Annotated in this window: 15 protein-coding genes, 1 other RNA gene and 1 pseudogene; 11 read left to right on the top strand and 6 right to left on the bottom strand. The window is 35.1% G+C overall.

Annotation, left to right across the window (positions count from 1 at the left end):
- Positions 1 to 10: 10 nt before the first annotated feature.
- Positions 11 to 976, bottom strand: coding sequence for a helix-turn-helix transcriptional regulator (locus tag LA20249_RS02950; protein ID WP_057739643.1), 966 nt, complete (start codon positions 974 to 976; stop codon positions 11 to 13).
- Positions 977 to 1,088: 112 nt separating this feature from the next.
- Between LA20249_RS02950 and LA20249_RS02945 the strand changes: the two genes are divergently transcribed.
- Positions 1,089 to 3,485, top strand: coding sequence for a glycoside hydrolase family 2 TIM barrel-domain containing protein (locus LA20249_RS02945; RefSeq protein ID WP_057739641.1), 2,397 nt, complete (start codon positions 1,089 to 1,091; stop codon positions 3,483 to 3,485).
- A 237-nt stretch (positions 3,486 to 3,722) separates the two neighbouring features.
- Positions 3,723 to 5,792, top strand: coding sequence for a hypothetical protein (locus tag LA20249_RS02940; RefSeq protein WP_057739639.1), 2,070 nt, complete (start codon positions 3,723 to 3,725; stop codon positions 5,790 to 5,792).
- A 106-nt stretch (positions 5,793 to 5,898) separates the two neighbouring features.
- Here the strand turns inward: LA20249_RS02940 and LA20249_RS02935 are convergent, their stop codons facing one another.
- Positions 5,899 to 8,391 (bottom strand): transglycosylase domain-containing protein, encoded by a 2,493-nt coding sequence (locus LA20249_RS02935; protein WP_057739637.1) that lies wholly within the window; start codon positions 8,389 to 8,391, stop codon positions 5,899 to 5,901.
- Positions 8,388 to 9,023 carry a Holliday junction resolvase RecU gene (recU, locus tag LA20249_RS02930; RefSeq protein WP_057739635.1) on the bottom strand — a complete coding sequence of 212 codons (636 nt, stop codon included), beginning with the start codon at positions 9,021 to 9,023 and terminating at the stop codon, positions 8,388 to 8,390. The genes LA20249_RS02935 and recU overlap by 4 nt, the downstream gene beginning before the upstream one ends.
- A gap of 65 nt (positions 9,024 to 9,088) precedes the next feature.
- On the opposite strand from recU, the gene LA20249_RS02925 reads away from it, so the two are divergent.
- The 4 genes and pseudogenes from LA20249_RS02925 to LA20249_RS02910 all read left to right on the top strand — a co-directional run bounded on the left by LA20249_RS02925 (position 9,089) and on the right by LA20249_RS02910 (position 11,875).
- Positions 9,089 to 9,640 (top strand): SLOG family protein, encoded by a 552-nt coding sequence (locus LA20249_RS02925; protein WP_057739632.1) that lies wholly within the window; start codon positions 9,089 to 9,091, stop codon positions 9,638 to 9,640.
- A 62-nt stretch (positions 9,641 to 9,702) separates the two neighbouring features.
- Positions 9,703 to 10,071 (top strand): annotated as a pseudogene (gene gpsB / locus LA20249_RS12055) (cell division regulator GpsB); the annotation flags it as partial.
- Positions 10,072 to 10,329: 258 nt separating this feature from the next.
- Positions 10,330 to 10,687, top strand: an RNA gene (gene rnpB / locus LA20249_RS02915) — RNase P RNA component class B.
- A 69-nt stretch (positions 10,688 to 10,756) separates the two neighbouring features.
- Positions 10,757 to 11,875 (top strand): THUMP domain-containing class I SAM-dependent RNA methyltransferase, encoded by a 1,119-nt coding sequence (locus tag LA20249_RS02910; protein ID WP_057739630.1) that lies wholly within the window; start codon positions 10,757 to 10,759, stop codon positions 11,873 to 11,875.
- Here the strand turns inward: LA20249_RS02910 and LA20249_RS02905 are convergent.
- From LA20249_RS02905 to LA20249_RS02895, 3 genes are all read right to left on the bottom strand, one after another.
- Positions 11,872 to 12,816 carry a magnesium transporter CorA family protein gene (locus LA20249_RS02905; protein WP_057739628.1) on the bottom strand — a complete coding sequence of 315 codons (945 nt, stop codon included), beginning with the start codon at positions 12,814 to 12,816 and terminating at the stop codon, positions 11,872 to 11,874. The two genes, LA20249_RS02910 and LA20249_RS02905, sit on opposite strands and share 4 nt — an antisense overlap.
- 93 nt (positions 12,817 to 12,909) lie before the next feature.
- On the bottom strand, positions 12,910 to 13,923 hold the full coding sequence (locus tag LA20249_RS02900; RefSeq protein WP_057739627.1) for a lipoate--protein ligase: 1,014 nt from the start codon (positions 13,921 to 13,923) through the stop codon (positions 12,910 to 12,912).
- Between the two features lie 63 nt (positions 13,924 to 13,986).
- Positions 13,987 to 14,391 (bottom strand): reverse transcriptase-like protein, encoded by a 405-nt coding sequence (locus tag LA20249_RS02895; RefSeq protein WP_057739624.1) that lies wholly within the window; start codon positions 14,389 to 14,391, stop codon positions 13,987 to 13,989.
- 27 nt (positions 14,392 to 14,418) lie between these two features.
- Between LA20249_RS02895 and LA20249_RS02890 the strand changes: the two genes are divergently transcribed.
- The 5 genes from LA20249_RS02890 (at position 14,419) to pyrR (ending at position 18,471) form a co-directional block, all read left to right on the top strand.
- A complete protein-coding gene (locus LA20249_RS02890) occupies positions 14,419 to 14,817 on the top strand; it encodes an EbsA family protein (protein WP_057739622.1) in 399 nt (132 codons plus the stop codon).
- Entirely contained in the window at positions 14,801 to 16,483 is a 1,683-nt protein-coding gene (locus tag LA20249_RS02885; protein WP_057739620.1) for a formate--tetrahydrofolate ligase, read from the top strand. Before LA20249_RS02890 ends, LA20249_RS02885 begins: the two co-directional genes overlap by 17 nt.
- Entirely contained in the window at positions 16,483 to 16,944 is a 462-nt protein-coding gene (gene lspA / locus LA20249_RS02880; protein WP_083477964.1) for a signal peptidase II, read from the top strand. The genes LA20249_RS02885 and lspA overlap by 1 nt, the downstream gene beginning before the upstream one ends.
- Complete coding sequence (locus tag LA20249_RS02875) at positions 16,928 to 17,848, top strand: RluA family pseudouridine synthase (RefSeq protein ID WP_235806785.1); 921 nt, start codon at positions 16,928 to 16,930, stop codon at positions 17,846 to 17,848. Before lspA ends, LA20249_RS02875 begins: the two co-directional genes overlap by 17 nt.
- 95 nt (positions 17,849 to 17,943) lie before the next feature.
- Positions 17,944 to 18,471: a bifunctional pyr operon transcriptional regulator/uracil phosphoribosyltransferase PyrR gene (pyrR, locus tag LA20249_RS02870; RefSeq protein WP_057739618.1), complete on the top strand. Its 528-nt coding sequence runs from the start codon at positions 17,944 to 17,946 to the stop codon at positions 18,469 to 18,471.
- Positions 18,472 to 18,502 lie beyond the last annotated feature (31 nt).

The raw sequence follows: 18,502 nt of genomic DNA, 5'->3' as shown, positions 1-18,502 counted from the left end.
TTTACTCTAATTAAACTTTAAATTTATTTCGATAAACGCGGGGAGACAATTGTAAATGTCTTTTGAAGTAATGATAAAAATAGGTTTCACTCGAAAAACCTAATTTTTGTGAAATTTTTTGGACTGTCCAATCAGTATTGATTAACAGTTGTTCAGCGTTTTTTATCCGGATATTTTGGGCATATTCACTAATTGTTAAACGAGTTTTGCTCTTCAATAATCGATTTAAATACTCAGAATTATAATGTAGATTCTTCTCTAAATCTTTTCTAGTTATATCTCCATAATGATTTTCAATCAATCTAATAATTTGATCGACTAAAAAATCATCCTTTGATTGATCAAGTGAAATATTGGTTACGTGAAAGTAGGTTTCGTCCTCTAATTCCGCCAGGAGACGGAGAACTAACCCTGCTTGAAAATACTTCGAACCAACTTTAGGCGTGACTAGTTCCTGTTGTAGTGAATCTAAAGTGATTTCAAAAATCTTATTTAAATAAGGCATGCGAGTGGTGAACTCCAAAAAATTGCGTTCCCAAGAATTATCAGAACTTAGATTATGCTTAAAAAAGGAAAAGACTGGTCCATTGTTTTTCAAATTCTTCATCAATTTTTTTAACAGTGAACTGGAGAGATTGATAAAGACAACTGTACAGTTATCGTCGAGAGTTTCTTTGTGGTTGATTTGAGGATTCAAAATATAGCCTTCACCTGCTTTAAAAGAAGTAACGTTTTGCTCAATAGTATTGGTCAAACTACCATTTAAAACATACATTATTTCAAAATCACGATCTTGATGTTTTTTTTGATAATCTTGCTCTTCAAAGACTTTAAATCCCTTAGAATTAATCATGGTATATAAAACGTCATGATTGAGTTTTCTTTTAAAAAAGATTGTTAGTGGTTCTTTCGTATAAATTTCAGGTTGTTCCTTAGAGGAATGTGAATCGAGTGCTTTGAAATTTTCCTTAGCCATTTGTACCTCCAAGTTGGAAATTAACAGTAAGCGCTTGCTGTAAATCGCATAAAAACATTATAACACAGGGATATTTTTACTATGATTGATTATGAGTAGGGAGTTGATAATTGTGTTTAAAAAAATAAATCTAAATAAATCTTGGTCGTTTCACTATGGCGAATTGGAGAATCCACCTCGAAAAACAGCAAAAAAAGCTGCTGCCTTGGGTGGCGTTACCGCAAGTCTATCCGATGAGGCGGGTCCAAGAGTGTCGGTTAGTGCTGGAGGAAACCATTTCTTAAAGTTAATTGCTCAAGGGGACACTGAACAAGGGTTGAAGAATCTTGCTGGAACAGATTTGAGTGACAAATTACCTGGAAACTGGGAAAAAATCAATCTTCCCCATGATTGGAAACGAAATGTTTCTTATATTAATGATCCAGAAGAGTTAATGAGTGGTTCAAAGCCAGACAATGTGGGCTATTATCGTCGAACTTTTGATCTAAGTGACGAACAAAAACAAAATCAGACGATTCTTCACTTTGAAGGTGTTATGAGAATGGCTGACGTTTGGCTAAATGGAATCTATCTAGGTCATAATAATAGCGGTTATAATCATTTTTCATTTGATATCTCTGAACTGGCTCACTATGGTAACGAGGGAACCAATGTTTTACTAGTCCGTGCTGACACCACTACCGGTGCTGAAGGTTGGTGGTATGAAGGTGCTGGTATTTATCGTGATGTTTGGTTGGAAGAAAGGAATTTGGTCAGCTTAGATTCAGACAAAGCTTATCTTTATACTAAAGAGCTGACTAAAAACACAGCTAAATTGGGAATAGAATTAGAAGTAGATAATAATTCCAATCAAGTCCAAGTCATTGCGCCTAAAGTTCATTTAAATGATTTGACGATTGCAGAATTTCCCGACATTGAGATTAAACCTTATCAGAGCCATAAGTTTGCAACAGACGTTGAAATCTCCAATCCTAAACTTTGGACACCGGAGACTCCTAATTGCTATCACGCGAAGTTTGAAATCAAAAGTGATCAAATAACTAAAAATTTTGGGATTCATACTTTCAAATATACAACTGCAGGATTCTTTTTGAATGGTAAGAACTATCAATTACATGGGATATGCGAACATCAAGATTTTGGTGGCGTAGGAACTGCTTTGAATCAAGATATTGTAGACTATAAAGTTAAGGTTATGAAGAAAATGGGTGTCAACGCTTGGAGAAGTACCCATCACTTCGCCTCAGAAGAATTATTAAATGCCTGTGATCGATTCGGAATCATTTTAATTGATGAAAATCGACTTTTGGAAAGTTCACCATGGCGAGTTGATGATTTAGAACAGACCGTTTTAAGAGATCGAATGCATCCATCAATTGCCTTTTGGTCTATTTCTAATGAAGAGTTAATTGGTAACACTACCTTTGGAACAAGGATTGCCAAGAAGTTGACTCGAACAATTAGAAAAAATGATTATGAGCATTTAATTATCGGTGCTGAATTACTGAATCCAGAAGGCATCGTGGACTCTGATTATATTAAGAATCTTGATATTCTGGGAGTTAATTATCCAGAAGCCGGCGTCATGGGTGCTGGTGCTAAACTGATTCATCAAAACAATCCTGAATTACCAATGATGAGTACCGAAAATGCCTCATACTTTTCAACTAGAGGAATTTATAAGGATAATGAAGAACTACGTCAATGTAATAATTTTGGATCTTACTTCTCAATGGTTTTACCAGGACTTAGAAAACCTGGAGATCCAGGACTTGGTGGTACAGCTCATCCTGAAGAAGTTTTATCCTATTTAAAGGAAAATCCTTATATGGGCGGCGTATTCCTTTGGACTGGTTTTGACTATTATGGCGAACCATCGCCATTTAATTGGCCTGCTATCAGTTCGCAATTTGGTATTGCAGATTTATGCGGTTTTCCTAAGGACTATTATTACTATTATCAAGCACATTGGACTAAGGAACCAATGGTCCATGTCATGCCTAGTTGGAATAAGTCTGAGATCACCTTTGATCAAAATGGCAAAGTTTTAGTTAAAGCTTTTAGCAACGTTAAAGAAATTGAATTGTTTATTAATGGTCAAAGTTTTGGCAAGAAAGAAACTCAAGACTGCCAAGCATCTTGGACAGTAGATTTTGAACCTGGTGAATTAAAAGTGGTTGCTTATCAAAATGATAAAGTCGTTGCTGAAACAAAACGTTTAACTAATAAGACAACTACAAAAGTAGTAGCTAATGAAATTTTCTCTGGAAAAGAAATTGATCTATTTGAACTCAAGGCAATTGATGAGAATGGTAATTTTGTTGAAGGAGTAAATGATCAAATTAGACTTGAAGTTGATGGAGGTAAACTTGTTAACTCAGCAAATGGAAACCCCATCAATCAAACAGTGGGTAACAGTCAAACTGTGAAATTGTTCAGTGGCAAGGCCTTAGCAATCGTTCAAAAGAATGATGTTGATACGGTTAAAGTTGAAGCAAAAATGAATTAAATCGAAAGGTTCTTAATATCTGTTAGTAGATTAATTTTTAAAGACAATATGTCTTAGTAAAGACTACTCTAAAATAATTTAGAGCTTACAAAAAGTAATATACGATTCGTGTATTGTTTTTATTTGACTTAACTGTAATCATTTATAATAACTCTACCATTTTTATCGAACTATAATGAAGTTGGCTGGATTACTGATGTTTTTATAATGTGAATAAAAGGAGTTGAATTAAAAAGTATGCTGAAATATAAATTGAAAACAAATAGTTATTTTAAAATAATATTAAATCTATGTACATTAGGGTTGTTTAGCCTTTTCATACTATTAACAATTCCAACCACACCATTGCAAGCTGACACTACTCAAACTGCAACTGGAAGCTTTAATACTACTAACAATATGATAACCGGAACTTTTGAAGTTCATTCGGATTATTATCAAAAAGATATTGAATATAGTTATTCAACCAAATTGGGACAAACTACCACTGCATCACCAATTGATGCTCAACAATATCCTTACATGCCCAAAGTAATCGTTGATGGCACTGAAGTAACGGTTACTGACAATAGTTACGCCCAATTGGGTGAGAGTAGCCATTTTTACAATTTGGATGATAATCAAATGGTAATCAGTAAGATTCAGATTGGAACTGGACGTTGGGTCGTCGGAAAAATCCTCGATTTCAATAACGATACCTATTATATGATTGCTAAGAATACTTGGCTTAAGAAGAATTCCAATGATTATTTAGTCCCTCATGATTATGGTGCTATAACATCTAGTGGAAATATGGCCAAAATAACAGTACCTTATACCGTTGACGAAAATTATGTCGTTCAAGATGTTTCGCTAAATACTAATTTAGGCACTAAAACTGTAACAGTCGCTGGTGATAAAAACTCTGAAGTTAATGTTAAGGTTCCCGGACTTAAAGGTTATAACGCAGATCAACAGACTGTGAAAGCAAACATTGATAGTAACGGCAAAATCACTTGTGATAGCCAAATCAATTATCTTGATAATCAAATACCTAAGACCGTCACATTCCCAGGAACAATGGATGGGAAAAAGGTTGTTGACTTAACTACGAATCTGACAAATGCACAGCAACTTGCTTTACAAGATCAAAAAACTGTGAAGATTAACTTTAATCCAGCCAAAGATAAAAATGATAATGTTTATCAACCAGTTAGTGATGATTCGATTCCAGTCAAATTAAATTCGAGTAAACAAATAGTTTTAGCAGATAATGCTAAAACGTCAATACCAGTCTATTTGTCTGCCGCTAATTTAACTATTAACTATCTTGAGGCTAATGACCCACAAAAAGTAATCGGACAGGCAACAAAATTAGTTAAATTAGATAAAACCGATGTTAAAATTTCATTGCCAAGCTTACAAGATTCTTCAATAAGCAGTACAGGATATAATACTACTTATCAACCTGAAATTACTTTGAATGGAGCAAGTCTAGATCCTAATAATTTATCAGTCAGTGTTAAAATACCTCAGTTAAGCGTTTTTACCATTGAGGAGAATGTTTATACTAATAATGAATTATACTCAAATATTAAATACCAACTATCAATTGGTAGCGAGATAAAGAATTATCAGAAATATATTGAAAGTAGTAAACCAAATGACAATGTTTTTAAACTTGACCTAAATAAATCCACTGTCACTGAGACCTATGGTAAGCAACAAGCTAGTGAACCTATTAGTGTAGTTCTAAAAAATAATTATACTTTAGCTAATCTTTTAAAATTAATTTCTGGAGGGCAAATTGATAATCAATTGTCAGGTATTAATTTGTCGTTGAATCTTTATTACACTCCTATAACTTCATCAACAAGTACAGCTGGTAATAATGTAGATAATGATATTGATCTTATCAAGAAAGATCATTTGGTTTCAACGTTACCTGACAAGGGTGACGTGACGCTTTATAAATTAAACGATAATAAATTTTCTCAGATCACTAATCACGATCTAAGTTCCAATTCTGATTGGAGAAGTGATGAGACTGCTCAGATTTCCAATGAAACCTATTATCGTGTTGCTACTAATGAATGGGTAAAAGCTCAATCAGTTTATCTTTATCAGCCGATGAATTTGATAGTTAAAACTGGTAATAAAATAACTTACTTCAATAACTGTCAAGATGATCAATGCAATAATTGCGTGTTAGCACCTAATACCGCATGGAAAGTCGATCGGGTTGCTTATCTTGATAATACTGGTACTAAATATTATCGTATTGCAACTGATGATTTTGTTAAAGCTGATAACGTTACAGTTGAATAATATTCTTGCCAAACACCTCACAATTAATCAAATTATGAGGTGTTTTATTGTATAAAAAAAGAGCCAAGATTTAGTTTAAAAACCAAATCTCAACTCTTTGAAAAGACTATTGTGCACTTGAACTATCGGTTGACGATCCATTAGTAGTAGCACCACTATTAGTAGTTGAACCACCGTTACTATCGCCACTACTGCTACCGGAATCAGTATTAGTGTCGCTACCAGTATTGGTGTTAGAACTATTGTTGTTGCTTGTGTCACCGGTATTGGTATTACTGTTAGTACTATTATCGCTGTTTCCAGTGTTGGTACTATTAGTGTTATTACTGTTAGAACTAGTACCGGTATTAGTATCACTACTATTAGACGAATCGCTGGAAGTATTGTTGTTATCGGTTGTGTTAGTATCGCTGTTAGTTTGATCATCAGAATCAGATCCAGTTCCAGTCTCTGTTTCAGTTTGATCACTAGTATCATTATCGGAATCAGATGACTCAGAGGAACTGCTTGATTGATTATTGCTTGTTACTTCATTGCTGCTTGACTTAGAAGCACTTGATGAAGAATAATCTGACTCTTTGTAAGAACTAGCAGGAGCGTGTCCCTTAACGAATAGTTCTTTAGTATAGCTTTGAGAACTACCTGGTTTGAGAACCACTGGATCTGTGGAACCGTCGTTAACGATTTTTCTACTTACAACGGAACTTGGTTTCTTCCAGTTAGGGTTACTGTTAGTATTTTCAGCTAGATAACTCATTTCAGCTTTATAAATTTTACCAGCAACGCTTTGGTAAGTAGAGGAGATACCTTTTTCATTTGGAGAATCATAACCGGTCCAAACACTGATAGAATAATTCTTCGTATAACCGTTGTACCAAGAATCTTTGGCTGTTCCACTTAAAGCAGAATTTGCAGCAATGGATTCAGAACTATAGTTGGTTGTACCAGTTTTACCAGCTTGATGTAAACCAGAAATATTAGCATAAGTAGCGTAAGTTGATGGCACACCCTTAAGCATATCAGTAATCATATAAGCTGTTGAATCCTTCATTGCTGTCGTACCGGATTTATTATAAGTATGTGTGATTCCATCAGCTGTTTCAATTTTCGAAACATAATATGGTTTGTAATATGTCCCACCATTTGAAAAGGCTGAATAAGCAGAGGCTCCTTGAAGTGAGGAAATATTACCACCGATACCTACGGATAAACCATTTTCCTTAATATTGATACCTAATTTTTTAACGAATTGTTTAGCATTGGAAAGCCCGACAGCTGATAAGGTTCTTACCGCTGGAATGTTTCTAGAGTTAACCAAGGCTTTTCTCATACTCATCTGACCTTCGTACTGTTCATCCCAATCTTTCAATTGGATATCAGTACCGGCATAAGTATATTCCGTATCTTCCAGTTGATGATATGTGGACCAATTTAAGTTTTCAATGGCTGGAGCGTAATCAAGTAAAGGCTTCATAGTTGAACCATTACTACGTCCAGTTTGAACGGCACGATTTAGTCCAAATTGAACATCGCCTAAGTTTCTTCCGCCAATCATAGCAACGACTTTACCGTTGTTGGGGTTCACGACAGAGGCGCCAACTTGTAGTTTAGAATCAGGGAAGGAAACATAGTTTGAAGTGTTAACAATGTTATACAGACGTTTTTGAGCTGCGTAATCCATGTTAACGGTAATCTTCAAGTTATCTCGATAAGGATCAAATCCCTTTTTCTTAACTTCAGTAATAGCCTCTTTAATATAAGGATCAGCAATAATTCGTTTAGTATTATTACTATTGCTTACTTTCTTATATGGTTGTAATCCAGAACTGATTGGTGTATTAATAGCTTCTTCGGCCTGAGATTTGGTAATCTTATTATTATTGTACATAGCTCTAATAACCAAATCACGACGATTCTTAGCAGCCTCAGGATGTGTATAGGGATCATAGTTACTTGGGGCATTAGGCAAACCAGCTAGAAGAGCCATCTGCGCCAAACTAAGTTGTTTCAAGTTCTTCCCATAATAATATTTAGCACCAGTTTCAACACCATAGATACCATTGTTTAAATAAACTTTGTTCATATAAAACTCAAGTATTTGTTGCTTAGAGAACTTCTGACTAACCCTCATAGCTAGCCAAGCTTCTTGCATTTTACGTTTAAAAGTTTGATCCTTTGTTTCTGTGGAGAAGACCGTTAACTTAACTAATTGTTGCGTTAAAGTACTTCCACCTTGTAGAGTACCTTTAGTAACATTATTAAACGCTGACTTCGCAATTCTGACAGGGTCGATACCAAGTGGCTCATTGTAAAAGTTCTTATCCTCAATTGAAACCACAGCATCTTCCATCTGTTGGGGCACTTTATCAATAGTTACGTAATTTCTCTTGTTGTCTCCTAGAGAAGCAATTTGCTTTCCAGTTGAATCGACGATTGAAGAGGAACCACCGCTTTGTAAGTTTTCTTGACTAACTGTTGGTGCGCTGAAAGCATAGTAGACAAAGATAAACAAAAATATTCCGACTAAAACAGCAATAATTGATAACAACCATTTTAAAATATTTTTGAAGGTGAATATATTGGTATTTTTTTTACTCATTTTTTCTCCTTCCCACTTTCGATTAGCTGTTGAACAGCCTTAATATAGGGTAAAGTAGGATTGTAATCTGCTTTGATCTCGATAGAACAGTCGACAACGTCAGCTAATTGAATTGATTTCGCTCCATCATGCTTTTGAGCATCCCAATGGGCGAAAATATTATCAGCTGGCATAACAAAATAGCGTTTTAATGCGACATATTTTATAATAACAAAGCAGATACCGCCTTGTTTTTGACACTTTTTTAAGTGATCAATTTGATGTTGGTGAAAGTTTTTTAAAGGAAAGATATTTTTATTCTTGGTTTCCTTAGCTTCAAAATCAACATAATAGCCATTGTAAACACCGTTGTAGTCGGTCGTCGAGGCCTGTCTAAAGTAAGCCTCTCTAATGACAGCCTTACTTCTTTTAGGGTAGTCGACTTTTACAATTTGAATCGGTGTAGGCTTTTTATATATTACCGCAATATCATGACTACGATAATATTTATTACTCTCATTGATTTCCTCCTCAAGAGTCATACCACGATCACCAAAAATCATTTTCTTTTTGGCATTTGTCGTATCAACATCAAGAGAAGTTTGTGATGGCTTATTGTGAAAGATTCGACCATCAGGGTAGTTTATTTTCAAAATATCAACTCCTACTGTGCAAATTATACCATGATGACAAAGATATTAATTAAGGGAGATTCTTTATGCTTAAAAATATATGGTTAACAGGGTATCGATCCTTTGAATTAGGTATTTTTAAAGATGATGACCCAAAAGCCAAAGTAATTCAAGACTTTTTTCAAGAACGCATTACCAATTACGCCGAAGATGGAACAGAATGGTTTTTAACCGGAGCACAATTGGGAACTGAACAAATTGTTAGCAAAGCTATACAAGAAGTGAAGAAAAAAGGCTATAATATTAGACATGCAGTGATGTTACCATATGCGGAATTCGGCAGTAAATGGAATGAGAACAATCAGCTATTACTAAAAAATGTTTTAAGAAAAGCTGATTATGTTAATAAAGTCTCGAATATGAGTTATCATTCAGGTAGACAATTAAGAATTTGGCAAAGCTTTATGCTAAAACATACTAACGGAGCTGTAATTTTTTATGACCCAGATAGTGGTGGTAAGCCGAAATATGACTATGAGGCAATAAAATCTTATCAAGACCGTGGGAATGATTATCAATTAGAATTGATTGATTTTGATTCCATGCAGGATTTTGCTAATATGTTATTTGATAGCTAAGGTCAATTTTTTAGAATAATAAATTAACACTGGGGTGTTTAATAATGAATAATATGAATGGAATGAATCAAAACGGCAATAATGGTGGCAATGAATTTTCATTGAACTATCAACCAAATGATATTCTTCAAAAAGAATTCAAAACTAAGATGAGAGGCTATGATCCAAATGAAGTTGATCAATTCTTAGATGGTATTATTAAAGATTACGAAACTTTTGCTAACGAAATCAACTCATTGAAAGCTGAGAATGAACGTTTGGCTCAATCACATGGTCCGGTTAATAATTTAAACCAGAATAGACCTCAAAGTAGAAGACCTCAAGCTAATAAGCCAGTTTCTAGTGCTATTGCTGAAGGAACTACTAATTATGACATTTTAAGACGTCTATCAAATCTTGAAAAACGTGTCTTTGGTCATGACTTTGCTAATGGTGTTCCTGAAAACAATAACGGTGCAAAGCAATTTGCTTCGGCGGTCGTTCCCAATAACATGAATAATCATGATGGGATTGAAAGTGGTCATACTGAAATTAATCCTGGTATGAACAGTAATTTTAACAGCCAAAATAATTTTCAGTCAAACCGTCCAATGAATAATGGTAATGGTCAAAATCAAAATAATTTTAATGGAAATCAAAATAATGGTGGAAATTTCAATAGGTTTTAGTGTATACTAGTCGAGTTGGTAAATTACGAGTAATCGCGGTCTAGTTATCTAGGCTGAGGAAAGTCCACGCCAGCGCGAGCTGAGATGCTTGCAGTGTTTGTGCTTGGCTCAATAAGCCAAGGTACCTTTTAGGTAACGGCAGTGAAAGCACTAAGGTTTTTAACTATGTGTTAATAGCTTGAAAGTGCCACAGAGACGCAGTATTGTGAGAAATTGCAATAATGGAACGCGGTAAACCCCGCAAGCTGGCAACCCAAACTTTGGTAGGGGCGCTTCATAACGAGAAATGAATCTACTGTGAAGGCTTAATTGTAGATAGATGATTACTGACTGCATTAGATTGCCAATCTAATGCATGAACAAAACGTGGCTTATAGGAATTTACTAAGGCGAGGGACGACTTGTTCGTCCTTTTTTTATACAAAAAAACAAATATAAGAGGGGCAATATGAAATTAATTGCGACTATGTCAAGCGGCTTTGAATCTGTAACCGCAAAAGAACTACAAAATTTGGGATACAAGACGAGAACTGAGAATGGTAAAGTTTATTTTGACGGTGAAAACGAAGATATTGCTAAAACAAATCTTTGGTTGAGAAGTGCCGATCGAATCAAAGTGTTAATTGGTACTTTCAAAGCTACTAGCTTTGAAGAACTGTTTGATAAAGTTTACGCCATTGACTGGGACAATTGGTTGCCATTGAATGCGGCTTTTCCAATTAAAGCTAGAACAGTGAAGTCTAAATTACACTCAGAACGTGATATTCAAGCAATCACTAAAAAGGCTATCGTTAATAAGATGGCTGATGTTTTCATGAGACGAGGCCGTTTGCCTGAGACTGGTGCAAAATTTCAAATTGAAACTCGTATTCATAAAGATATGGTTGAAGTAACCTTAGATACAACAGGTGATTCACTTTACAAACGTGGTTATCGTGTTGAACACGGTGCTGCTCCTTTGAAAGAAAACTTTGCAGCCGCAATGATTTTATTGACTGTTTGGCATCCAGAAGATGATCCATTTTTAGATCCAACCACTGGTTCAGGTACCATTGCTATTGAAGCCGCTCGTTTAGCTCGAAATATTGCTCCTGGTATTTTGCGTCATTTCTTATTTGAAGATTTTGATTGGTTCGATAATAAAATTCTTGATAATTTAAAGGAAGAAGCTAAAGCTGGCGTTAAAAAAGATCTTGACTTAGATATCTTTGCCAGTGATATTGACGGTTCAATGATTGATGTAGCAAAATTGAATGCTCATGATGCTGGGGTCTTGCATGATATCCAATTCAAACAGATTGCCGTGAAGGATTTGAAGATTGAAGGGGATTACGGAACAATTATTTCTAACCCTCCTTATGGTCAAAGAATGAGCGATATGGAAGGCGTCCGTAAATTATATAAAGAAATGGGAGAAGTCTTTTCAACTGCCCCCACTTGGAATAAATATATTTTAACTAGTGATACTGAATTTGAAAAATACTATGGAGAATTAGCTACAAAGAAACGTAAACTATACAATGGTTCTTTAAGAACTGACCTCTATCAATATTGGGCAAAGCACTAAAGACTATTGCGTCGGTGCAGATCCCAAAGAATTATTAAAATAATAACAATAGTAATGATCAATGAAAAGACCCAAGACCAGCCTTTATCGGCCACAGGTAATTTCATGTTCATTCCATAAAAACCTGATACGATCGTGGGGATGCTTAAAATGATAGTGTAAACTGTCAGCACCTTCATGGTCGTATTTGTTCGATTATTTAAAATATTATTATAAGTGTTGGAAATACGATCAATGATATCGGAACTTAAATTGACTTGGTTTTTAATTTGTTCAATTTCAATCATTGAATCATGAAGATGTTCTCGCGTCACTTTAGTAAGGTGCAGTTGTTGAACTTTGCCACTTGAAATCAATTCGATTTGATTAACAACAGCTACATTTCCATTAATGGCAGTGTTTAAATAAGTCGTCAGATCTTGCAAATCGGATAACTCTAAAATTTGGTTTTCAGAAGAATGGTGTTTTTTGATCAGAGCTTGAATTTTATTTCTCCGTTCATCAGTTGAACTGATTTGATCGCTATAATCGCTAGATATTTGATCGAATGCAAAAAAAATAAATTCCCAAAGTAGATTTTCCTTTTCTTCAGTGAAATGTGCTTTAGCTTCCAAGATGTAATCTTTAATGTAATGCGTGGAATCACTGGTAAAAAGGAACAACTGGTCATCTTTGATAGCAAAAGAGATTGGTAAAACCCTTTGTGACAAATCATTGGAGTCTTCATTTTCATTTTGAACATTATAAACGACTAAAAAAGTATGACTAAGTTCGTCATATTCAAAACGGGCACGTTCATTTTCGTCATCAGCATAATCGAGGATTTCATTAGTTAAATCATAATCCTCAATTAATTTAGTGCGATCAGTATTATTTAAATTTTCTGTTGAATGAACATCAATTAGTTTGTGACGCTTATTCAAAACTATTTCATTAATCATTTTTTATCCCCTCATTAAGGATAATGATACCAAAAATAAAAAGCGGGTCGAGAATTATTTTTCTCGATCCGTCTTTTTTTATGTTTTTTAATTTTATGGAGTGAATAATTTAGTCAATTCATCTTGTGGGATACCCTTGAAGTAATCATCCAAATTAAATTGATTCAATACTTTTAAAATATCTTCACGAGTAAATTTAATATTTAATAATTTCTGTTTAATATCATTAACATCTTTCATACCGAAAAAGTCACCGTAGATTTCTACATTATCGACTTTCCCGTTAGCAATATTGTAACGAACATCAACTGTTCCCATGTCAAAATGCTTTCTTTGCTTGGCGGTAAAGGCAGGGGACTTACCATAGACCCAATCCCAATTGTAATAATAATCTTTTTTGATTTTATCGATTTGTTTTTGGTCTTCTGGAGTGATGTCGTATTCTTTATCTTTTATATCAGCTAAATTATTAGCATGGAATAATTCCAAAAGTAAACGATCACGAAATTGTTCAGTTGTTAGATTTTGATACTCTTTATCTAGATAAGGGCGTAAATTAGTAACACGACTTCTGATTGATTTAATTCCCTTTGAAGCAATCTTATCCTTTTGAACGTGTAAAGCCTTGGTCAAAACATCTAGATCCACATCAAGTGATAGAGTTCCATGTGAGAATGTTTTGCCATTACGAGAATACATGGCGTTTCCTGAGAACTTTTTGCCGTCAACTAGTAAATCATTTCGACCGGACACTTCTGCGGTTGTGGCGCCCATTTGATGCAAGGCATCTATGATTGGTTGAGTGAATGACTTGAAGTCACCAAAATTTTTATCGTTAGAATCTACTACAAAACTGAAACACAAATTACCCAAATCCTGATAAACTGCACCCCCGCCGGAAATTCGACGGGTAACAGTAATCTTGTGATCCTCAATGTAATCACTATTTATTTCTTCAATCGTATTTTGATTACGACCAACAATGATGCAGGGTTTTTCAATGTAGAAAAGAACTAATGGCTCATCAAACTTGACGTTATTCATCAAATATTGTTCTGTAGCCAAGTTATCACGAATATCGCGATCTTTCATAACAACGTAGTACATGGTGGTACCTCCTCTCAAAATTGGAAACGTTTTTATAGTAGCACAGTTTTCGCAGTATAGAAATCACTTATGCCAATGTTTCCTAATATTTAACATTTTTTGATGAACGAGAAAATGAGCTTCACGATTATCCTTGTCAGCAACATGTTTGATGAAGTAATCTGGAAAATTCTCTAACTCTGTTAAAATATCATCCAAAACTGGTTGATAATGCTTAGAATATTTTTTTTCGACACTGTCGACGACAATCTGACTGTCGGAATGAATTAAAACTATCTCATTATTCCAATCATTTTCTATAATTTTTTGCAAAGCAATCTTTAATGCTAAAAATTCCAAGTAATGATTGTCGTCAAAATTATGAACCTCTGTAGCTTTATAATTTTTTTCATCAGTCCTTATTACAAAGCTAACGACGCCTAGATTTAAATTAGTATTTAATCCGGCATCGGTGTACAATTTAATCATATTTATTAAAACCTTTCAGGAGAAATTATGTCAAAGAAACATTTTGTTCAACCAGCCGGCCCTTGGGGAATCATCATGTGGTCGGTTGCACTTAGTCTGGTCTGTTTGGGAATAATTTTACAGCTAGAAATTATGTCGTTAAGTATCTTCCCCATCTTGATTTGGGCCGTTGATCTCGTCTATGTAATTTATATTATAGCTAATTCATGGGTGAAAATTACAGACAGCCAAGTAATTATCAAAGAACCTTATTACAAAACACGTACTTTTGAAAATCAAGATGTTAACATAAAGGCGAATAATCGTTGGTCTGTGGAATTTAGTTTCAGTAATCATGATTATTTTCCATTTAAGATCACATCCACAAAAGGTATTTTAAGTTTAATAAAAAAAGAAGCAGGTGAAAACAATGTCATTTCCAAGTGATATCGAAATTGCTCAAATAAATGAGCATGATAATATGAAGAACATTAATGAGATTGCCAAAAAAGTCGGTTTAACGCCGGATGATATTGAACCATACGGTCACTATAAAGCTAAGTTTTCTGGTCGTAGTATTACCAAATCAATGGAAAAGGATGATGGAAAGCTTATTTTGGTTACTTCAATCAATCCTACGCCAGCTGGTGAAGGTAAATCTACCGTCGCTATTGGTTTGGCCGATTCATTGCAATCAATTGGCAAGAAAACTGTTTTAGCTTTACGTGAACCTTCTTTAGGTCCTGTGATGGGAATGAAAGGTGGAGCTACCGGTGGTGGCTATGCTCAAGTTGTACCAATGGAAGATATCAATTTGCATTTCACTGGTGACATGCATGCTTTGACTTGTGCGGTTAACACTCTAGCAGCTTTGATTGACAATCACATTCATCAAGGCAATGAATTAAACATTGATCCTCGTCGAATTGTGTGGAAGCGCGCCTTAGATATCAACGATCGTTCTTTAAGAAACACGGTTATTGGTCTAGGTGGACCTTTTAGTTCTGTCCCTCGTGAAGAACACTTTGAGATTACTGTAGCCAGCGAGTTGATGGCAGTCTTGTGTTTGGCTCAGGATATTGATGATTTGAAAGAAAGAATTTCCAGTATCCTGATTGCTTATACCTTTGATAAGAAACCAATCTTTGTTAGAGATTTACACGTTGAAGGAGCTATCACTGTACTCTTAAAAGATGCTCTGAAACCTAACTTGGTGCAAACACTTGAAAATACGCCAGCAATTATTCATGGTGGTCCTTTTGCTAATATTGCTCACGGATGTAACAGTATTTTAGCTACTAAGTTAGCAATGAAATTAGGTGACTACGCTATTACTGAGGCTGGCTTCAGTGCTGATCTTGGTGGTGAGAAGTTTATGGACATTGTTGCTCCTAAATTGAGTCACGCACCTAATGCAGTCGTTATCGTAGCTACCATTAGAGCTTTGAAATACAATGGTGGTCAAAAGTTAGCCGAGATCCAAGAAGAAGATCTAAATGCTTTGAATCTTGGCTTTAAGAATTTGAAACGCCATATTCATAATATGCGTTATTATCATGTGCCAGTTGTTGTTGCCATCAACAAATTTGCGACTGATACCGATAATGAAATCAAATTACTAACTAGTTTGTGTGATGAAGTAGGAGTTGATGTTGAATTAGCTGAGATTCATCACAAGGGTAGTAAAGGCGGTCAAGCTTTAGCTAAGGCTGTTGTTAAGGCAACTGAAAAAGAATCTAAATATACTCGTCTATATGAGGATGAAGAAACAACCGAAGCTAAGATTGCGACAATCGCTTCTGAAGTTTATGGCGCTAACAACGTCGAATATAGTAAAAAAGCTAGAAACCAACTACAAGTTTTAAAAGACAATGCTTGGGATGATTTACCAATCTGTATTGCCAAAACGCAATATTCTTTAAGTGACGATCCTAAACGTCTTGGTAGTCCTAGAGACTTCACACTACACGTTAATGAAATCGTTCCAAAATTGGGTGCTGGATTCATCGTTATCTTGACTGGCAATGTTATGACTATGCCGGGATTGCCTAAAAAACCCGCTGCCTTGAATATGGACGTCGATAATGAAGGAACCATTGGAGGACTATTCTAGTGCAGTTGATCTATTGGTTGCTTTGCGCAATTTTAATTATTGGTGATCAAGGTTTGAAGTTTTATGTCACAAACAACATTGCACCAATGAGTGTCCATGAATTCATTCCGGGATTATTATCAATCACACATATTACTAACACAGGTGCAGCTTGGAGCATGTTGGAAGGCAAGATGATGTTCTTTTACTTGATAACAATTATTGCCGTAATTGTTTTAGTCTATTTGTTCGTTAAAGCTGATAAGAAGGAATATTTATATCGTTTCTCTTTAATCTTTTTACTAGCAGGTACACTAGGCAATGCCATTGATCGGTTCAGTAGACATTTTGTAGTCGATATGTTTAATTTAGACTTTATGAACTTTCCAATATTTAATTTAGCTGACACTTACATTACAGTTGGTGTAATATTAATAATTGTGTCATTAATTATCCAGGTAGCAGGTGAGAAAAATAATTAACAAATCTTTTGAGTTAGAATACAACGAACCAAAGAAAAGTCGTCTTGACGCTTATTTAAATACTGAATTGGACGACATGACTAGATCTCAAATCCAAAAATTAATTAAAGAAAAATATATTTTAGTCAATGGGGAATCCGTTGCAAAGACTGGCATTAAAATCGTTTCAGGTGATAAAATAACGGTCAATATTCCCGAAGAGGAACCAATTAAAGCTGTCCCAGAAGATATACCCATTGAAGTCGTCTATGAAGATAAGGATGTTCTCGTTGTCAATAAACCACAAGGGATGGTAGTTCATCCCGCCGCAGGCCACCCTGATAAGACTTTGGTCAATGCCATCTTGTATCATTGTCAGATCAATGATGATGATGTTATCAGACCGGGAATAGTTCACCGAATCGACAAGGACACTTCGGGTTTGTTGATGATAGCTAAAAACAATTTAGCAAAACAGTCGTTAATGAAACAACTAAAAGAGAAGAGTAATCTTCGTGAGTATCTTGCAATTGTTCATGGGAACTTTAAAGAAAAGAATGGGAGAATCAATGCACCATTGGGACGTTCAAAATTTGACCGTAAGAAACAAGCTGTAGTCGAAGATGGACGTCATGCAGTAACCCATTTTGAAGTCTTAGAACAATTTGAAAACTATTCGCTTCTCAAATTAAAATTAGAAACTGGCCGAACTCATCAAATCAGGGTTCATATGCAATACATTGGTCATCCAGTTGCAGGAGATCCATTGTATGGTCCTAAGAATACTTTGAAAGGTCAAGGACAGTTCTTACACGCTGAGACTCTAGGATTTGAACATCCGCGAACACATGAATGGATGCAATTTTCAATCGAACCACCAAAAATTTTCCAAGAGACACTCAAGCAATTACGTTCTAAACAATGAGTCGTGCTATAATCTACAAATAGGATTGTGTGCGATTATAAATAAATTGAAGCACTCACATTCTTGTGAGTGCTTTTTTGAAAGCAGGGGAAACTATGGCTAAAGAAATTATTGATGGTCAAACTATGACCAGAGCATTAACACGAATCACTTATGAAATTATTGAAAGGAACAAGGGAATTGAGGATCTTGTTTTAGTAGGCATCAAAACTCGTGGCGTTTTTGTGGCCCATCGAATCGAATCACGACTCAAACAACTAGAAAACATCTCTATTCCTGTAGCAGAATTGGATATAACGCCTTACCGTGATGATAAAACTCACGATGAAAAAGATATTAGTGAAGTAAAAACTCAACCACTAGATATTGATATTAACAATAAACACGTTATTTTGACTGATGACGTTCTTTATACTGGTAGAACTATCCGCGCCGCAATGGATGCTTTGATGAGTTCTGGACGTCCTAAGAAAATATCTTTAGCGGTCTTGGTTGACCGAGGACACCGCGAATTACCTATCAGAGCAGACTTTGTTGGCAAAAATATTCCTACTTCCCAAAAAGAAAAAATCAAGGTTTCTATGAAAGAAATCGATGGGGAAGACAAAATTGAAATTGAATGATCACTACAATTTTTGAGGAGTTGCTTAAACA

Source organism: Companilactobacillus alimentarius DSM 20249, assembly GCF_002849895.1.
GTDB classification, from domain to species: Bacteria; Bacillota; Bacilli; order Lactobacillales; family Lactobacillaceae; genus Companilactobacillus; species Companilactobacillus alimentarius.
This window is presented reverse-complemented; position numbering and strand designations above follow the sequence as displayed.